The 18978-nt window shown below is 46.7% G+C and carries 15 protein-coding genes and 1 pseudogene; 8 read left to right on the top strand and 8 right to left on the bottom strand.

Annotation, left to right across the window (positions count from 1 at the left end):
* Positions 1-259: 259 nt before the first annotated feature.
* On the bottom strand, positions 260-430 hold the full coding sequence (locus JGK07_RS01770) for a hypothetical protein (RefSeq protein WP_293149374.1): 171 nt from the start codon (positions 428-430) through the stop codon (positions 260-262).
* 180 nt (positions 431-610) lie between these two features.
* On the bottom strand, positions 611-871 hold the full coding sequence (locus tag JGK07_RS01765) for a hypothetical protein (RefSeq protein WP_293174481.1): 261 nt from the start codon (positions 869-871) through the stop codon (positions 611-613).
* Positions 872-1520: 649 nt separating this feature from the next.
* Between JGK07_RS01765 and JGK07_RS01760 the strand changes: the two genes are divergently transcribed.
* From JGK07_RS01760 to JGK07_RS01750, 3 genes are all read left to right on the top strand, one after another.
* A complete protein-coding gene (locus tag JGK07_RS01760) occupies positions 1521-2072 on the top strand; it encodes a DUF2854 domain-containing protein (RefSeq protein WP_293174484.1) in 552 nt (183 codons plus the stop codon).
* Positions 2073-2428: 356 nt separating this feature from the next.
* Complete coding sequence (locus JGK07_RS01755) at positions 2429-3499, top strand: FAD-dependent monooxygenase (protein ID WP_293174487.1); 1071 nt, start codon at positions 2429-2431, stop codon at positions 3497-3499.
* A 167-nt stretch (positions 3500-3666) separates the two neighbouring features.
* Entirely contained in the window at positions 3667-4161 is a 495-nt protein-coding gene (locus tag JGK07_RS01750) for a hypothetical protein (protein ID WP_293174490.1), read from the top strand.
* A gap of 254 nt (positions 4162-4415) precedes the next feature.
* On the opposite strand, the gene JGK07_RS01745 is transcribed toward JGK07_RS01750, so the two are convergent.
* The 3 genes from JGK07_RS01745 to JGK07_RS01735 form a co-directional block, all read right to left on the bottom strand.
* Entirely contained in the window at positions 4416-4763 is a 348-nt protein-coding gene (locus JGK07_RS01745; protein WP_293174493.1) for a DUF779 domain-containing protein, read from the bottom strand.
* 413 nt (positions 4764-5176) lie between these two features.
* Positions 5177-6697: an aldehyde dehydrogenase family protein gene (locus JGK07_RS01740; protein ID WP_293174496.1), complete on the bottom strand. Its 1521-nt coding sequence runs from the start codon at positions 6695-6697 to the stop codon at positions 5177-5179.
* 505 nt (positions 6698-7202) lie between these two features.
* Entirely contained in the window at positions 7203-8447 is a 1245-nt protein-coding gene (locus tag JGK07_RS01735) for a response regulator (RefSeq protein WP_293189745.1), read from the bottom strand.
* 557 nt (positions 8448-9004) lie between these two features.
* Between JGK07_RS01735 and JGK07_RS01730 the strand changes: the two are divergent.
* The 3 genes and pseudogenes from JGK07_RS01730 to JGK07_RS01720 all read left to right on the top strand — a co-directional run bounded on the left by JGK07_RS01730 (position 9005) and on the right by JGK07_RS01720 (position 14317).
* Positions 9005-11645 (top strand): annotated as a pseudogene (locus JGK07_RS01730) (endonuclease MutS2).
* Positions 11646-12013: 368 nt separating this feature from the next.
* Positions 12014-12619 (top strand): DUF3038 domain-containing protein, encoded by a 606-nt coding sequence (locus JGK07_RS01725; protein ID WP_293156631.1) that lies wholly within the window; start codon positions 12014-12016, stop codon positions 12617-12619.
* 93 nt (positions 12620-12712) lie between these two features.
* Positions 12713-14317 (top strand): DUF4335 domain-containing protein, encoded by a 1605-nt coding sequence (locus tag JGK07_RS01720; RefSeq protein WP_293241282.1) that lies wholly within the window; start codon positions 12713-12715, stop codon positions 14315-14317.
* A 347-nt stretch (positions 14318-14664) separates the two neighbouring features.
* On the opposite strand, the gene JGK07_RS01715 is transcribed toward JGK07_RS01720, so the two are convergent.
* The 3 genes from JGK07_RS01715 to JGK07_RS01705 form a co-directional block, all read right to left on the bottom strand.
* Positions 14665-15042 (bottom strand): VanZ family protein, encoded by a 378-nt coding sequence (locus JGK07_RS01715; protein WP_293195667.1) that lies wholly within the window; start codon positions 15040-15042, stop codon positions 14665-14667.
* Positions 15043-15259: 217 nt separating this feature from the next.
* Positions 15260-16183, bottom strand: coding sequence for a nucleoside hydrolase (locus JGK07_RS01710; RefSeq protein ID WP_293223504.1), 924 nt, complete (start codon positions 16181-16183; stop codon positions 15260-15262).
* 70 nt (positions 16184-16253) lie between these two features.
* Positions 16254-16406, bottom strand: coding sequence for a hypothetical protein (locus tag JGK07_RS01705; RefSeq protein ID WP_293174511.1), 153 nt, complete (start codon positions 16404-16406; stop codon positions 16254-16256).
* Between JGK07_RS01705 and JGK07_RS01700 the strand changes: the two genes are divergently transcribed.
* On the top strand, positions 16396-18372 hold the full coding sequence (locus JGK07_RS01700; protein ID WP_293241278.1) for a S9 family peptidase: 1977 nt from the start codon (positions 16396-16398) through the stop codon (positions 18370-18372). The genes JGK07_RS01705 and JGK07_RS01700 overlap by 11 nt on opposite strands.
* 355 nt (positions 18373-18727) lie before the next feature.
* Positions 18728-18946, top strand: a complete 219-nt coding sequence (locus tag JGK07_RS01695) for a hypothetical protein (protein ID WP_293174517.1) — start codon at positions 18728-18730, stop codon at positions 18944-18946.
* Positions 18947-18978 lie beyond the last annotated feature (32 nt).

Genomic DNA, 18978 nt, shown 5'->3' with positions numbered 1-18978 from the left:
TTTTAACTTTTAGGGCGGGCAAGATGCCCACCCCACAAAGTTTTTAACCCACCGAAATATGCAAATCAAAGGCGCGATAAGTAATAGCAATTCAACAAATCATTGCTGCTACAACGATTGAGGTTGAGGTTGTTTTCTCAAATATTATTGTCGCTGGTGCGTCGCCCGCTCGATTTTTCATCTTTTTTGGATACTATCGATAGCGACACACCCTACAAATACTAACAACTGCCAACTGCCAACTGTCAACTGCCAACTGTCAACTGTCAAAAGTGCGCTTAAATTCTTCTAACAAATCATCAATTTCCTCGATCGCCTGACTGACATCAATTCTCAGAGCTCCCAAGTCCGATCGATCTAACAGCCGCACGAGGGATTCCCGCTTGACTTCGATTTCTGCTACGCGCTCTTTGATTGTCTGTACATCCATTGTTTTTTGCCTTGGCTAGTATTAACAAAAATATTTGACTTTCCCCCCTGCGAACAGACGAGAATTCTTAATTCACCGACGTGCCTTTCGGCGCCAATCCTTTACTATTTTTATATAGAAGTGATGAGCGCGATCTGGTTTTTTTGAGTCTGTGTTATAGTTTGATTGTACATCAAAACTTTAGCGCAGGAAAGGCGGACGTTTGCTATCTGCGGGTTTGTTTTTCATCATTTCAGCTAAAAATCGCTTCAAGGCCTTCTCGCGGTTTTTCATGAAAGCAGCCCAAAATCCAGGTTGATATTCATCCATTGTCTTGGCTAGGGCCCAGACATCGATCGCTAAAATATTATAAAGCCTTTCATCTTCGCGTTTGAGCGAGTTAATCTGGTCTAGAACAGACTTGTTGGCGACCGCAGTCTGTTTGTCTTCGTCTTTAATCATAAAAAATATTCGGTAAGTGGGAAACGAGCAAGTCTTTAGACCTGAGAGGAAAACGACGGGCGCGGTTTCAACCGCCTTGAATCCCCTTTCGGGGTTAGAGGGGTATGGTTGCCCCTCCAAGGTCGATACAGTTGTATCCTTTCTCGCTTGTTAGACCTGCAACACTGTTTCAGTGACTTTAAAACTGTTTAATTGCAGATGACAGAGCGGAAAACTGGCGTCGCATTCTCCGGTGTCGTGACCTAAATAACGTCTCCTCTTCCGAGGGGTCTGGTCAGAACAGCTTGTAATTTCTTACAAGCTCAGTGGCGTTGATTCCCTGAGTTCCTGACGTCCTAAAATTGGTTGAAAGGGCAAGAGCGTCGATCGCGATCGCCGCTCTCTATACTTTGATGATACTGCCGATCTCGATTACCTTCTGGAACCAACGGCGTCCAATTAACCGGATATTTATCGGTGGCGCCGCGGCGAGGGAAAGCGGGATATTTTTTTGAAGCTAGAGACAAGATTGTGGATGCACAGAGAACCCGCTCTCATAGATGCTAGCAGTTTTGACCGGTATTTTGGCAAAAAAACTAAATTTATTCCAGACTTCTTGCCCGATAATAATTAAAGTATATTGTTGATTCCAGCTACTTACCTCACTAATATGTTACGTAAAATTTCTTTAGCAAGCCTAGCCTTAGTGGTGGGCGGTATTTTAGCAGTAGTCGGGTTCTATGCCTACTTCACCGACCAAGCTACCCTCAACCTAGCCGGTTTTTTTTATGGAATTCCCCTTTTGCTGGGAGGTTTGGCCCTGAAAGCAGCCGAACTCGAGCCAGTGGAGTTCACCGAACCGACTTCTCCTGAAGTTCTCCTGTTGAGAGAAAGTCAGGCCACGGATACTCAAAACCAAGTCCGCAAAGATATCACCCGATTTCGTTACGGCCAACCCGCCCACTTAGATGACGCTCTGGAACGCTTGGGAATGGCCCCGACTGACGAGGAACGCCCCCTCCTCCAAAGCTTGCGGGAAGTTGATATTGACGGTGCTTATGCTTTAATTCTAGAGTTTTATTCGCCGCTGCTGCCGATCGCACTTTGGGAAGAAAAGCAAGAAAAAATAGCTAAATTTTTTGGTCCTGGTTTGGACGCAAAAGTCACTCAAAAGCCTGATGACAAAATTGAATTGGCTTTAATTACCACTCCTAAAGCTTAAACCAGCCTTAAGTTGTGAGTGCGATAATTTTCAACTCACCCATTATATTATGTCCGGTCAATTGACCACAATCAGTAACGGTTCGTAGTGAGGACTTCAGTCCTCTCTTTGATGCGGACTAAAGTCCTCACTACAAACCAATATGGTCGTTAGATCTGACATAATATTAATTATTAATCCTGCATCACTTCCGATACTGATTTTAACTGCTGCTTGAAACCAGTCGCTATCACCAAAAGCTCGTTAGCAAAGCCCTCAAAGAGGATCGCCCATCCAGACCTAGCCCAAATCTTATTTTATGTAATAATAATATTGGTTGAGGAGCGATCGCAATCTTAAAATCAGGAGCAGCACAAATGGTTCCGTCCCAGACCAGGATAGGTATTATCGGCGCAGGAACATCAGGAGCTTATCTGGCAATTTTGCTGATTCAACAAGGGTTTAAAGTTGACTTGTTTGAAAAAGCACCCTATCCGCGTACCGATGGCTGTGGTATTCTGATCGTGCAAGCAGGTATGGAAGCACTGCATCAAGGCAACGCTCAAATTACCGAAAAAATCATCAACTCGGGCGATCGAGTTAAATTATTTGAGTTTCGCAACCTGCGCGGCGGTGTCATCAATTCCGAGCCAGTCACCTACGAAGAAAACGAAGTCCCAGCAATGCTGGTACACCGCAAAGCTATATTAGAAGCAATCCTTGACGAGTTACCCCCCGAGTGTATTCATTTTAATGCAGAATTGGCATCGATCGCCCAAACCGACCACAGCGCGATCGCCCACTTTAAAGATGGCACAAAATGGGAAGGCGATCTATTAATTGGTGCCGATGGCATTGTCTCAAAAGTCCGTCAATTTATAGTTCCTAACGTAGAACTATTTTATTTAGGCGATGTCGTCTGGCGGGGAATAGTCGAAGATAACAGCTTCTGTCCCGAAGGAAACTTTTTTGTTTATGTACGGGGTCGGGGAATTTATGCCAACTTCTTTCACATCGGTGGAGGTCGCACTCATTGGGGCTTCTTTATTGAAAAAGAGCGCACTGAATCTGAAATCGGGAAACTGCAACCTACCAATATTACCATTCCTCCCGAAGAACTAGCAAAACTCCCAGAAGATGCCCGAAAACTTATAGAATCAACGCCTTTAGAAAATATTGTCTGTCGTTTTTCCTATGACATTGACCCCCTACCGAAAATCTACGATGGTCGTGTTATCTTAATTGGAGATGCAGCCCACGCCAAAAGTTCCACACGCGCCAGAGGAATGACTTCCGGTTGGGAAGATGGTTTGTATTTAGCAAAACATCTCGCAAATAGTGCAAATATTCCCGAAGCCCTGGAAAACTTCCAAACTGAAAGACTCCCAATTGTCCACGAATATCAACGCAGCAGCCGAGAAATTAGTCAGAAAGTTGGCCGTCGTTAAGAAAGAGAGAGGGGGAGAGGGGGAGAGGGGGAGATGAAATTGAAATTTACAATTTAATTAAATGCAGTACAGATCAACAAACTCTGGGTGGTTTAATGATGAAATTAACTTGATTTTTCCGTCAGTCTTAAGCAAATCAGGTGTCGAGAAAAACTGGAGAGGAAATAATGAGTAACAATCCTGTAATTCGTGAAAATACAGTAACCCCTGTAAGTTCTCCAGATTTGGAGAAAGTACCTGAAATTTTTACCCGTCATATTGGTACTTGGCAAGGAGAATACATCAAGACCGATACTCGCGGACATTTTTCTCGCAGCTTTTTCGGTAATTTTACCATCTGGATTCAAGGAAGTCACTACCAACAAGTTAACAATTATGAATTTTCAGACGGTTCTCGCGTTCAGCTTAATTTTCAAGGAGAGTTTGAAGAACGGATTCTGAAACTGTATTCTAGCAGTTATTCTGATTTTTCGGCGATCGCCTGGGATGCAGGCCAGGAAACAGTATGCTTTCGGGCAAATAAAACTGAAGATAACGTCCTTATTACCTTTATGGAAACAATGACATTACTCAGCGAAAATCACCGAGTTCGCAGCACTCAAGCCTTTAAAAACAGTATTTTTGATGGCATCTCATTTATTAAAGAAACGCGCTTGCCTTAGACAAAGTACATCTAGCAAAAAACGCCTAGATTGTCAACATCTATAAGATATCTCTCTGTTCTCTTTCTCTTAGGACTTACGCATCAAGGCCCAAGAAACCGGGTTTTTTCCTAAATTTTGTAGCTGCGGCGAAGGATATTCGTAAAAAACCCGGTTTCTGACTGCTCTCGTAAGTCCTATCTCTGCGTTTTCTGCGCCTTCTGCGGTTCAATACAAATAAAATTTCTTTAGTCCAAACAAGAGGCAAAATACAATTAATCAACATTGATAAACAAGCGAGAACGAGTAATAAAACGCTCTCCATCCGGCCCTTCCAGGGAAAAATCGCTGCCTCCGGGCCCCTGTACTACGTCTAGGATTAACTGCGTGTGCTGCCAATGTTCGTATTGCTGTGCTGCAATATAAAAGGGACAACCGTCTAGTTTTCCCAGCAATACATCGCCATCGCCGACGATTAATTCCCCGTTGGGATAGCACATGGGAGAACTACCGTCGCAGCAGCCGCCGGATTGGTGAAACATCAATTCTCCGTGCTGGGTTTTGAGGTATTCTATTAGTTTTAAGGCGGCTTCTGTGGCTGTGACTTTGGGGATTGTTTCCATGGGAGAAGTTATTGTATGGTAATTAAGTACGTTGTTGCGCTTTAGCGCTCTTGTTTGTATATGGATAAGAGCGCTGAAGCGCAACTACGTACCTTTTAGAAGAAGTTCTTGGTTGTTGCGATTTGGCGCTCTTTTTTTAGCGCAACTACGTACCTTTTAGAAGAAGTTCTTGGTTGTTGCGATTTGGCGCTCTTTTTTTAGATAATCTAAGAGCGCTGAAGCGCAACTACGTACCTTTTTGTAAGAAGTTATTGGTTTGGTTGTTGCGATTTGGCGCTCTTTTTTTTAGATAATCTAAGAGCGCTGAAGCGCAACTACGTACCTTTTTAGAAGAAGTTCTTGGTTTGGTTGTTGCGATTTGGCGCTCTTTTTTTAGATAATCTAAGAGCGCTGAAGCGCAACTACGTACCTTTTTAGAAGAAGCCTAATGCTTTCGGGCTGTAGCTGACTAATAAGTTCTTGGTTTGTTGGTAGTGATCCAACATCATTTTGTGGTTTTCGCGGCCGATACCCGATGATTTGTAGCCGCCGAAGGCTGCGTGGGCTGGATACAAATGATAGCAGTTTGTCCACACGCGGCCTGCTTGAACGGCGCGGCCCATGCGGTAGGCGGTGTTGATGTCGCGCGTCCAAACTCCGGCGCCTAAACCGTAGAGGGTATCGTTGGCAATTTCTAAGGCTTGGGCTTCGTCTTTGAAGGTGGTGACTGCTAATACTGGGCCGAAGATTTCTTCTTGGAAAATTCGCATTTTGTTGTTTCCTTTGAAGACTGTCGGCTGGAAATAATAGCCGTCTTGTAAGTCGCCGGATAAGATTTTTCTTTCGCCGCCAATCAGGCATTCTGCGCCTTCTTCACGCCCGATTTTGACGTATTCGGCGATTTTTTCCATCTGGTTGACGGAGACTTGCGCGCCGAGGGCGGTTGTTGGATCTAGGGGGTTGTCTTGTTTGATTTGGCGGATGCGATCGATCGCCCTTTCCATGAATCGATCGTAAATTGACTCTTGAATTAACGCCCGCGAAGGACAAGTGCAAACTTCGCCTTGGTTGAAAGCAAACATCACAAAGCCTTCGACTGCTTTGTCCAGAAAATCGTCATCTTGGGCGCAGACATCCTCAAAGAAAATGTTGGGCGATTTTCCGCCTAATTCTAGGGTGACGGGGATGACGTTTTGGGAGGCGTACTGCATGATCAGCCGGCCCGTGGTTGTTTCACCGGTGAAGGCTACTTTCGCAATCCGGGGGCTGGTGGCGAGGGTTTTGCCGATTTCGGCGCCGGGCCCGTTGACGACGTTGATGACGCCATCCGGTACTAAGTCGGCGATGATTTCCATCAATACTAGGATGGATGCGGGGGTTGGCCCTGCGGGTTTGAGGACAACGCAGTTTCCGGCGGCGAGGGCTGGGGCGAGTTTCCACGCAGCCATGAGGATTGGGAAGTTCCAGGGGATGATTTGTCCGATGACGCCTAGGGGTTCGTGGAAGTGGTAGGCGACGGTGTTTTCGTCGAGTTCGCCGATCGACCCTTCTTGGGCCCGGATGCAGCTTGCGAAGTAGCGGAAATGGTCGATCGCCAGTGGGATGTCTGCTAGTCTGGTTTCGCGAATTGGTTTACCGTTGTCCCAGGTTTCGGCGATGGCGAGGCGATCGAGGTTTTCTTCGATGCGATCGGCAATTTTGTGCAAAACCCGTGCCCTGTCTGCGGGGGAAGTCTTACCCCACTTGTCTTTCGCGGCGTGGGCAGCATCTAGTGCCAATTCTACATCCTCCGCGCTCGATCGGGGAATTTGACAAATTGATTTTCCGGTAATTGGAGAAAGGTTTTCCGAGTATTTCCCCTTCACCGGTGCTACCCACTTACCGCCAATAAAGTTGTCATAACGAGCTTGAAAAATCGACTGACTGCCGGATTGAACAGGTGCTGCTACTACCATTTTATTACCTAATTTAAACTTGTTTTTGTTGACGATTGAAGTCTCTTGAATATCAACTATCGTCTATATTTCGGAAATTTGGGTAATTTCTATACAAAATTTTACATTTTCCAATATTTGATATCGAAGTAGTTTCTCAATTTCCGGGTCTGGCGGTTGATCAGAGTTTTTACAACTAACCGCAGAGCAGGCTCTTGATCCAGAGAAACAGCATCTTACAAATCATTTAAATCTACTATTATATAAATATAAAGGGTGCATCTGGTTTTGGCAAATATGTTTGTAGGGGCGAAGCATGACCGCAGTCAATATGGGATTATAACTAATAACTTATATGCGGTCATGCTTCGCCCTCTTCAACGGTGAGATGCACCCATCGCTTGGGGCGGATTCGCCACAATATCTCACGAAAAATAAGGTACGTTGTTGCGCTTTAGCGCTCTTATCTATATAAACAAAGAGCGCTGAAGCGCAACTACGTACCTAAAGATTAACCTCCCATTAATTAACTGTGCCTGAGCGGGATTTCTATCCGAAACTTAGTACCTTTACCCGGTTCCGAAAAATACTTTAACTCTCCTTTATGCTGCTCTACAATTATCCGATAGCTGACAGCAATCCCCAAGGTGCTGCTGTATTCCGCAGGTTTCCCCATCAAAAAATTGTCCGAATTTTCCGCTGCAATCTCTTCGCTGATTGCCATGCCGTTATCAGCAATCTCAATAGCAATCCGCTGAGCATCGATTACCTGAGTGCTAATCAAAATCACAGGCTTGAATTTAACTGATTCCGACTCTTCCAACTCTTGACTCGACTCTTCTAAAGCATCGATCGCCTGATTAATAATATTCAGAAAAGCTTGATTGAGCTGACCCGCGTAACACTCAACTTGCGGCAAATTTCCGTATTCCTTCATCACCTTGATATCCCGCCTGCCATCGCGGGCCGGCAAGCGGTGCTGCAACAACAACAAAGTGTTTTCTAAACCGTCGGAAATATCGAATAACTGCCAGCCAGAGCGATCGCTGCGGGAAAAATCCTGTACCGACAAGATTATTTGGCGGATGCGATCGCTCCCGGTACGCATGGAACTCACAATTTTCAACAAGTCGTCGAGCAGGAATTCCACATCCATATCTTGCTGTTTTTGCATAATTTCCGCGTCAGGATTGACGAGCTGTTTTTGATACAATCGCAGTAGTTCAATTAAATCGGTAGCGTAACTTTGGACGTGGGTGAGATTGCTGTAAATAAAAGTAATTGGGTTGTTAATTTCGTGGGCAATACCAGACACTAATTCCCCCAAGTTGGACATTTTTTCACTTTCCAGCGATCGATCGCGCGACAGTTGCAATTCTTGCTGAGTTCGTGCCAACTCCAGCCTCAACTCGCGCTCGCGCAATCCCGCCCGCAGCCTCCCCAACAATTCTTGCTTCACTATCGGTTTCAACAGAAAATCGTCCACCAGCCCGTCCAATTCTTGAACTTCGGCAAATTGCTCGGGTGTTGTCAGCAGCAGAAAATACCCTGTACTCAATTCTCTATCGGCTTTCACCAGCCGGCACACCTCCAACCAGTGAATTTGAGGCAAAGTCCCATCGCAAATTATCACATCCGGAGATAATTCCCTCGCCATGTCAAAACCATCTTTGCCGTCGGAAGCGACTTTTACCTGATGTCCCTCCTTTTCCAGTAACTCTTGGACGACTTCCCAAGTCACACTATCTGCGATCGTCAGAATCTTTGCCATAACACCAGCTCCACAACTTTCTCTTTAGGATACAACCGCCACAATTACCCGGACATATTTAAAACAAAATAGTTTAATCCCAGCAAAAAACAGTAGATGCTAGCTCCCTCAACAGCAAAAATGCTCATACCATTTGAGATTTTAGATTGGAGATTTTAGATTGGGCAGGAGTTACTGGATAATGATTTGGATTGCGGGCCTACAGTTGCATCGTTTTGCCAAACAGGTATCAGTAGAATGTATAATTTGAGACGGCGAACCCAAAAATACAAATTCTCGCCTTGCTAATTTGTCACCCGCCCGCAAACAGATACCAGCCCCCGACAGGAGTCGTGGAGATCCCACAAATTTAGACCCCGTTAAAGTTCGCAGATTCACCTGTGCAATAAATCTCAAATCTCAAATCCAAACATGGAAAATAGACTGACGGTTATCCCAGATACTTTCTCAAGTTGCGCCCGGAAACCATAAAAAACTTTAAAATTAATTAATAGTATCGTCAAATGAACCTTCTCGGTCAGCGCCTGGGAATGCCAATCACCAACACCACCTCAACTTTGATTCAATCCGAAACACTAGAACTATTAGAATGGCCGCGCCTGTGTCAGCACTTGGCTACCTTCGCTGCTACTAAACTCGGCGTCGCGGCCGCCCTCGACCTCCAAATCCCAGCAACTCAAGCTCAAACAGCCGAACTCCTAGCCCAAACTCAGGAAGCTTATCAGTTAGAAAGCCGCGCTGGGGGTGCTTTGAGTTTTGAGGGCATCCAAGACATCGGCTCTACCCTGCAACGAGCCGAACTTCAAGGTTTGCTCGGTGGCGAAGAATTGCTCGCGATTGCTACTACACTCGCAGGAGCAAGGCAATTGCGCCGGATAATTGACTCGGCGCCCGATGTCCCGACGCTCAAAGAACTGGCATCGCAACTGCGGACTTATCCCGAAATCGAGCAAGAAATCCATCGCTGTATAGACGATCGCGCTCAAGTAGCCGATCGCGCCACTCCTAAATTAGCAGGAATTCGAGTGCAAATGCGACAGTTGCGCGATCGCATTTATCAAATATTGCAAGGAATTTTACAGCGCCAATCCAACGCCGTCCAAGAACAGGTAATTACCCAAAGAAGTTCGCGCTTTGTGATTCCGGTAAAAGCTCCCCAAAAAGATGCTATACCGGGCATCGTTCACGACTCCTCCGCCAGCGGCGCGACACTGTACGTAGAACCCCACAACACAGTCAATCTTAACAACCAAATGCGGCAGTTGCTCCGGCAAGAACAAGCCGAAGAAGAAGCAGTCCGCCGCGCCCTCACCGAGCAAGTCGCAGCAGTCAAACCAGATTTAGATAGATTGGTGGTGGTAGTAACAACTATAGATTTAGCTGCGGCTAAAGCGCGCTACGGTTATTGGCTCCAAGCAAACCCGCCGAAATTTATCGACTTGGGAGAGCCAGAATTAGCACCAAAAAATACAGAAAAATTAGATGATGAAAATTCGAGTGATGAAAATTTAGATGAGGAACAACCAGAAAAAAGCCAAGTATTAATTCGCAACTTGCGATCGCCAATTACCCTCCGTCAATTGCGCCATCCTTTATTAGTTTGGCAGCAACAACACGAACAAGGCTTTGCAGTCGTTCCCGTCGATTTAACAATCAGCCCCCAGATCCGCGTAGTCGCCATCACCGGCCCGAACACCGGCGGCAAAACTGTCACCCTCAAAACCTTGGGATTGGCTGCTGTAATGGCAAAAACCGGAATGTTTGTCGCCGCTCGCGAACCCGTAGAATTGCCTTGGTTCGACAATATTCTTGCCGATATTGGTGACGAACAATCTTTGCAGCAAAGTTTGTCTACTTTCAGCGGTCACATCCGTCGCATCAGCCGTATTTTAGAAGTTTTGCATAATAAATCGGAAGGAGAAAGTCCCAATTCCCAATTCCCAATTCCCAATTCCCAATTCCCAATTCCCAATTCCCAATTCCCAATTCCCAATTCCCAATTCCCAATTCCCAATTCCCAAATCTTTAGTTTTGTTAGACGAAGTAGGAGCGGGGACAGACCCATCTGAAGGTAGTGCATTGGCGATCGCCCTATTGCAATATCTCGCCCAACATTCGCTGCTAACAGTCGCAACTACCCACTTTGGCGAACTCAAAGCCCTCAAATATCAAGACGCCCGCTTTGAAAATGCCTCAGTAGAATTTGACGACAGTTCGATGCAGCCAACCTACCGCTTGCTGTGGGGAATTCCCGGACGTTCCAACGCCCTAACTATTGCTAAAAGACTCGGTTTGCTAGCATCGATAGTCGATGAAGCTCAAACCTATGTCGGCGGAGCATCTCAAGATGTCAATCAAGTGATTGCAGGACTCGAAGCCCAGCGCCGGAGACAGGAAACCAAGGCCAGAGAAGCAACTCAACTGCTGCACCAAACCGAAAAACTGCACAAGGAAGTTTCTCAAAAAGCAGCGGCTTTGCAAGAGCGGGAGCGAGAACTAAAAATAGCTCAGGAAGTGGCAGTAAATGAGGCAATAGGATCGGCAAAATCAGAAATTGCTCAAATTATTCGTCGCTTGCAGGCGGGCGACCAAACGGCTCAAAATGCCCAAATAGCGACAGAAACCTTAAATCAAATTTCCCAAAAACACCTGCCCTCTCGGAAACAACCGGCGAAACCGAAACCGGGTTTTATGCCAAAAACGGGCGATCGTATCCGCATTCCCAGCTTAGGCCAAACCGCCGAAGTTCTCAGCGGGCCAGATGCTAACGAAGAGTTGAGCGTGCGGTTTGGGATTATGAAAATGACCGTCAAACTAACAGAAATTGAATCCCTCGACGGTCAAAAACCGGAAACTAAGGCTCAATTAGCCAAGGTTGCAGCTCAAGCAGCCGCTACCGCCAAAGCTAAACAAGCAGCGTCGGAACCAGCAAAACCCAATCCCGAAATTGCCATCCGCACTGCTAATAATTCGATCGACCTTCGGGGCGCCAGAGTCTCCGATGCCGAAATCGAAATCGACAGAGCTCTTTCCAAAGCAGTCGAATACGGTGCGCTGTGGATAATTCACGGCAAAGGTACAGGACAGTTACGGCGCGGGGTTCACGAGTTCCTCGATTCTCACCCGCAGGTTTCCCGCTACGAGCTCGCCAGTCAAAAAGAAGGAGGTGGAGGTGTGACGTTGGTTTATCTCAAATAAGCTCGCGTGCATCTAATTTTCAGCATCATGTTGCTTGAAACTCCTGTGGGCTGGGCATCCTGCCCGCCCGAAAACTTAAATCTTTTGTACCGCAACAGCTTAGTTGGAACGCGCAGAATTGATTTCGGGCAACGGGCGGCGTAGGATGGTTGGGGGTGAAAATTTTTGGGTTTTGCTGCGGTTGGTCGATCGAACTTGCAACCGCAACTTTCAACTCGCAAATCCGTCCAGCAACTAGGATTGCCGGAATCAAAGCCACGAGTTATGGAGAAAAATTAACAGATCAGCTTTTGTCCGGCCACAAAGCTTGCATTACTGCATACTGTCGATATCCTGCATCAACCTGTCTTATTTCCCGTGCCCAAGCCATGCGCTCGACTGTAAAGCCCTCCGCTCCCACAAACGAAACGGGCCCATCTCCCAACTGGGAAGAATTGACCCAAAAAGCACCAGAACCTACCCAGTTGGACAACATTAAAGCCCAACTGGATTTAGTGCTGTTAGCCCTAGAAGCCCTGGCAGAAATTGGCTCAGAGGCGATGCTCAAGGTAGCAGCCGAACTGAATTTAGAGCCAATGGTAGCCGATCGCGTGGCTTTGTGGCGGCTGCGCCAATCGAACCCGCTGCGAAAAGGCCAGGGAGGACGGAAAAAACTGGATGTGGAGGAAGCTCGATCGCTCGTTTTGATAAGCTGTAATTTGGCAAAACAGCATCAAGCTTTAATCCGCCGCGCCGTGGCCTTGCTCGAACAAATGGCTGAGCAAAACCGCGAACCTCACACAGTCGCTTTGTTGGGAGACTATATTGATAGGTTCAGCAACACTTATGCCGATCGCATGGAAGATGCAGAAAGCTTATCGGCAAAAGAACTAACTAATTTGGCCCTGAAACTCCTGATCGATTTGCTGTTTTACAGCAGTCCCGGCGGCCACCGGCGCCTCTGGCTCGCCCTCCTAGATCGTGCTAAGAATTAGTCACCAGTCATTAGTTATTGGTTATTGGTTATTAGAACAAACAAATAACAAATAACAAATAACAAATAACAAATAACATACAGTCTTCTTGCTATGGCTCTCAAACGCTACACGCCCCCCACTTGCACGCTGGAAATTACAGCCAAAAGTTCGCCTCTATCTCGTTGGGCGGGCAAACCCGTGTTTAAATCTTTAAATTTTGAGTTGCGACTAGATGACCCCAGGCTACCAGATACCGAACACGTTACTCTCAGGGGCGATCGCAATCAACTCGAAACCCTCCACGAAGCAGTCACCAACTACGTCCAAAACTTCCTCGGCGAAGCCCGCGATTGGGACAACAACCTCAACTCCCAAACAGGTTTTACCACAGCCCCAGACTCGCCAGAAGTCGCGCGCAATGTCGTTACATTCGATCGACCCCCCAGCACATCCGAACTAGCAACCGCAGCCCCAAACACTACCTACCTGCCAGTTCCCCCCCGCCTAGAACCCCGCGGCTTGCTCGCCCACAACTTGTTCTTAGGCTCATTGAGCGCCGCCGAATCCGGGCCGGAAGTACACTTGAGTACCCTCCAACTCTTTGACTTAGCCACCGCACTAGATGACTGCGCCGCCGAAGTCATGGCAGTCCCTAACCTCAAGCGCGATCGCCCAGAAGCGAAAGCATTACCATGGTTGAATATCGCAGCAATCCTAGTCGCCAGCGTCGGAATGACCACGGGAATTGTTAAAATGCTCGATCGATCGTCCTCCAACACCTCCCCAACAACCGCCACAGCCCCCGTCACAGCCCCCGCCAACCCACAATTTCCCCCCGCACTCCCGCAGCCCCAAATACTTGCCGGCGCCACCCCCAGCCCAGTTCCCGCCCCCACCACATCCCCCACCACATCCCCAACAGCAACACCAACAGCCGCAGCCACACCAGGCTTACCCCCCCTACCGCCGCCGCCCATCAACACCGCCGCCGCCACCCCCAGCCCCAGCTTGCCCCCAATCGCCCTAGCCCCAAGCCCAAGCACCAACAAACCCAGCCCCATCCAGCAGCCACCCCTGCTATTCCCCCCCAACAGCAGCGCACCCGCAGCATCACAGAGCGCCCCAGCCCTCCCCCAAGGGCAAATCATCACAATTCCCGATCCCGCAGGGCCCCCAATTGCCGCCCCCCAAGCACCCTACCTGCTACCCCCCATACCGCCGAGACTAGCTCCCGCCGTACCGCCCCCCCTGCCACCATCCCTATCTGCATCGCGATTCCCAGTTCCCCCACCGCAATCATTCCCCCCCCTCCCCCAGCCGATTTCCCCCCCCAGCACCGAACTCCCACCCCTTGAGGACACTAAACCGCAAGCCGAGTCAGAGGACAACAACCGGGCTACCGCCAGCAAAAAAAACCGCACTTTATTTGATACAATTCCTCAAGTTTCAGAAGCTAGAACCTACTTTGAGGAACGCTGGAAGCCACCAGAAGGAATGGAACAAACCTTGGAATACAGCCTCCAGATCGATGAAAACGGCTCAATTCAAACTATTGTCCCGATGGGCAAAGCAGCCGCCGATTATATCGATCGGGCTAGTATGCCCTTAGTCGGCGAGCCGTTTGTTTCTGCGGTTACTCATGGAAAAAACCCGAAAATTCGAGTTGTATTGAGACCAAACGGTCGAGTACAAACCTTTTTGGAAGAGACTAATTGAACTTTCGCAAACACATTTTATTGACATTTGCTCCATTTTATGCTGCCAAAATATCCTTATACCAAAAAAGTCCTAGGGTGTGGCTCCACCAACAATCCCTAGCTAATTTAATAGCTACGCACCCGATCGCAATGGTTGGATAATACATAAACACAACATTAGTCGATCGCCCCCATCAACCGATGCGCCGAATATCACCCTACAAACTCAACTTCTTCCTTCTTCCTTCTTCCTTCTTCCTTCTTCTTTCTTTCTTCCTTCTTTCCTTCCTTCTTCCTTATTCTTATTTCTTCCTTGCATCCGTTACATCCGTTACATCCGTTACACAATCCGTTGCCGAACTTCCCTTATTTTCTATCCCAAGCTTCACCAATCCAATAAAAAACTACAATCCCCGCAAAACTCGCTAAAAAATCTTCAATACTAGCAGTACGATTCGGTAAAATCGCTTGCAGCATTTCTTCCCCAGCAGTGAAAATAGTAAACAGTGCTGGCCCGAAAGGAATTGGATAATTCAACACCATCATCATTTTTTTGCCCGTTGCTCTATGGCACAAAAAAGATGCTATTCCGTACAAAATAAAATGTCCGAGTTTATCATAAGGCGGATGAGCCAGAGGAAAGTTAGTTAACTTTCCCATATCTGCTACCAGCATGATACTGAGAATAATTAACAAGTACAAAACACACGCAACAATCCAGAATTTTTTTGAGGATAATTTCATCGGATTTTTTCCACTATCGACAATTGACGAACCGAGTCCACGCCGCTTACCGCAATTTTGTTGGATTTGTGAATGAGATTTTTTTTGATTAACCGCAGAGGGCGCAGAGGGCGCAGAGAAAGAGAGGAAAGAGAAGATAGCGTAAATATTTGAGTTAGGGCGGGTTTTGTAGGGATATTTTTGGCTAAGAACCCGCCTCTACCAGATATTGTTATGCTTAACGCGCCCACTGTTGCAATATGTAATTGTAAAACTTTTCCGTATCTACTCGATCCATTGCTTGAATTTTTCGCCCTCCTGTTTCAACTTTTGTACGCCCTTGACTGACACCTTCAGTAACTATTTCGGTTTCCCATTCTCGCAGTTCGTAAAATTCTGGATGTGCCAAATAAGCCGTTGCCAAAATATCCCAAAAATAGTAATCTTGAGATATTGCTAAAGCATAACACTGTCCTGCTAAATCGGAGATTGAATATTTGCGCTGTCTGGCTAAGCGATTAGAAAAATCCACAGTCAGCGGTACATTATTGGTGATATCTAAAGGACACATCACAACGGGAATTTGTGTTTGCCAAATTCTCTCAATGGCTATCGGATCCCAGTAAGCATTCCATTCCGCCGACATATCTTGTCCCGGTTTCATATCTTTGCTAACATTGCCTATAGCGTTGAGCGCCCCTCCCATCCACACAATTTCTTTGATTTTGCTTTCAATTTCTGGTGCAATATCTAAGGCTTGTGCCACTGTTGTTAGCGGCCCCGTTACCATTAATGTGACCGGTTCCTTTGCATCCCGCAAAACTCCCACCATAAAGTTTTGTCCGGGTTCTGATATTAACGGTGTGTCAATGGTTGCTTTTTCATTTAGAATGGGAAGTCGATCGCACGCAAAGGAATCTCGCCTAAACAACACCGGAAATGGATTCAATCCCCGCACCGTACTCGCCGCCACTGGCACCTCTGAACACCCCATCAAATCGAGGATTTTGCGGGTTGCACTCACGGCTGGCTGAATGTAGCAATCCGCCGGAGTGACAATTACTCCCAGAGTTTGCACTTCCTCCATTGTCATCAGCAACACGACTGAGAGATAGTCGTCAACTGCACCGTCGTGATCGATTAGTACCAGCTTTTTCGACATTCTGCTTCCCCATCATTGAATTAGTGTAAAGTACAAATATAAATTTATTTGTTCTAAAAACACAACTGATTCAACTATAGCCGTTCTCAAGTGAGGTACTCGCCAATTCCCAATTCCCAATTCCCAATTCCCAATTCCCAATTCCCAATTCCCAATTCCCAATTCCCAATTCCCAATTCCCAATCTGTCCCTCACTCACTAAATAATTTATTATGAATACCATATCACCTTACGGCTCTTGGAAATCTCCCATTACCTCAGATTTAATTGTTTCAGGAACTGTCGGACTCGGACAAATTGCCATTGACGGCGATGATATTTACTGGGTAGAAGGAAGACCATCGGAAGCAGGAAGAAGCGTCCTCGTGCGGCGGACTCCCGACGGTAAAATAACTGACGTAACACCGCCTCCGTTCAACGTTCGCACTCGCGTCCACGAATACGGCGGCGCTGCTTTTGCAGTTTCTGATAGCGTGGTTTATTTCTCTCATTTTGCCGACCAAAGAATTTATTGTCAAACATTAAATTCTCCACCAGAACCCTTGACACCTGCTGCTAAATGTTGCTACGCAGATGCGATCGTTGACAAACCAAGAAATCGCCTGATTTGTGTGCGCGAAGACAATGCAGGAAGAGGCGAATCTGTGAATACAATTGTTAGTATTAATCTAGATAACGGCGAAGATATTCAAATTTTAACTCAGGGCAACGATTTTTATGCTTCCCCTCGTTTGAGTCCTGACGGTGTTCAACTTTCCTGGATTTGTTGGAACCACCCAAATATGCCCTGGGATGGCACAGAATTGTGGGTGGCAGAAATTAATGCTGATGGTTCTTTAGGCGAAAAATATTTAGTTGCGGGCGGGGTTGATGAGTCAATTTTTCAGCCGGAATGGTCGCCCGATGGAGTTTTGTATTTTGTTTCTGATAAGTCGAACTGGTGGAATTTTTACAGAACCCCCCTCAATCCCCCCTTAGCAAGGGGGGAAGCAAAGATAGAAAAAAGCTTGCGCGAACAACCAGAAATTGAACCAGTCTGCGAAATGTCCGCTGAATTCGGCCTTCCCCAATGGGTTTTTGGAATGTCAACCTATGCCTTTGTCTCGGAAAGCAAAATTATTTGCACCTACACTCAGCAAGGTAAGTGGCATCTAGGAAGTCTCGATTTAGCGACAAAGCAGTTGACAAATATTGAGACAGGTTACACTGATATTTCGTCGGTGAAAGCGCGGGGAGAAACGGTAGTTTTTCTGGCAGGTTCGCCGATCGCATCTACTGCTATTGTACAGCTAAATTTAGCCACAAGTCAACGGAAAATTTTGCGAAAGTCGAGCGATTTAAACATCGATTCTGGTTATCTTTCTGTACCGGAACCGCTGGAATTTCCAACCGAAAATGGTTTGACTGCTTTTGGCTTCTTCTATCCTCCGAAAAACCAAGACTTCGCTGCACCTGAATCTGAAAAACCGCCGTTAGTTGTCAAAAGCCACGGCGGCCCGACTGCTGCTACTTCTAGCAGCATGAATTTGAAAATTCAATATTGGACGAGTCGCGGTTTTGCGGTGCTTGATGTCAACTACGGTGGTAGCACTGGTTACGGCCGGGAATACAGAAGAAGGCTGCAAGATAGTTGGGGTATTGTTGATGTTGATGACTGCGCTAATGGTGCTAAATATTTAGCCGAACAGGGTTTGGTAGACGGCGAAAGAATGGCGATCGCCGGAGGCAGTGCAGGGGGCTACACAACTCTGTGCGCTCTGACTTTCCGCGATGTGTTTAAGGCCGGTGCGAGCTATTATGGAGTTAGCGATTTGGAGGCTTTGACAAATGATACTCACAAGTTTGAAGCGCGGTATCTGGATGGATTGATCGGGCCTTATCCTGCACGAAAAGATTTGTATGTAGCTCGATCGCCCATTCATGCAGCCGAAGGTTTATCTTGTCCCGTTATCTTCTTTCAAGGATTGGAAGATAAAGTCGTGCCGCCCAATCAAGCCGAAATGATGGTAGAGATATTGAAAGCTAAAGGTTTGCCGGTTGCTTACGTTGCTTATGAAGGGGAACAGCACGGTTTTCGTCGCGCTGAAAATATCAAAAGAACTCTTGATGGCGAATTCTATTTCTATTCGCGCGTGTTTAAGTTTGAGTTGGCTGAACCGGTGGAAGCAGTGCCGATTTACAATCTTTAGCAAAAATTAAGTTTGCAGTTGCTCTGTTTGCGATCGAACGCAACGGGAGCATCTCAGTTTTGCATTTACAGTGCTGCCCCGCTCAAAAAATGGTTCGTAGTACATCAGTAGAGTCCGCTCTTTAAAAATGCTTCTTGCAAAACTGAGATGCTCCCAACGCAACTGTAAAATTGAATCATAATTCGCCAAGATTAAATGTGATTTCGTTCACAAATTCTGATGTTTATTATCACAAATTTTGCTGTTTATTATCACATCTTTTCAGGCAATATACCGAGAGAATAAAATAGTCCGATCGATCTCTGTTACCGCAGAAAAGATCGATCGCGCGATGTCGAGTTGAGAGTCAATCTCTATGCAAACCCCTGTCAACCTGATTCCATCTGCTTTGGGCGAGTTGTTTGCCGAAGTGAATCATAGAGGCTACATTACTATAGCCGATCGCTACGGTTTGCTGGCGGCTATTTTTGACGAGACTTTGACTGAGGATGACAAACGCTCTATCGATCGCCTCCTGCGCTCTGTCTGCCGGGGCAGGATAAAATTAGTTGATGAACTTTCTGCGATCCGATAAGCATTCAACAACCCTTAATAACACTCATCAAT

This window comes from Microcoleus sp. PH2017_24_DOB_U_A (assembly GCF_020738205.1).
In the GTDB taxonomy this organism is placed as follows: Bacteria; Cyanobacteriota; Cyanobacteriia; order Cyanobacteriales; family Microcoleaceae; genus Microcoleus.
The sequence above is the reverse complement of the archived record's forward strand: the minus strand, read 5'-3'. Positions and strand labels throughout refer to the sequence as shown.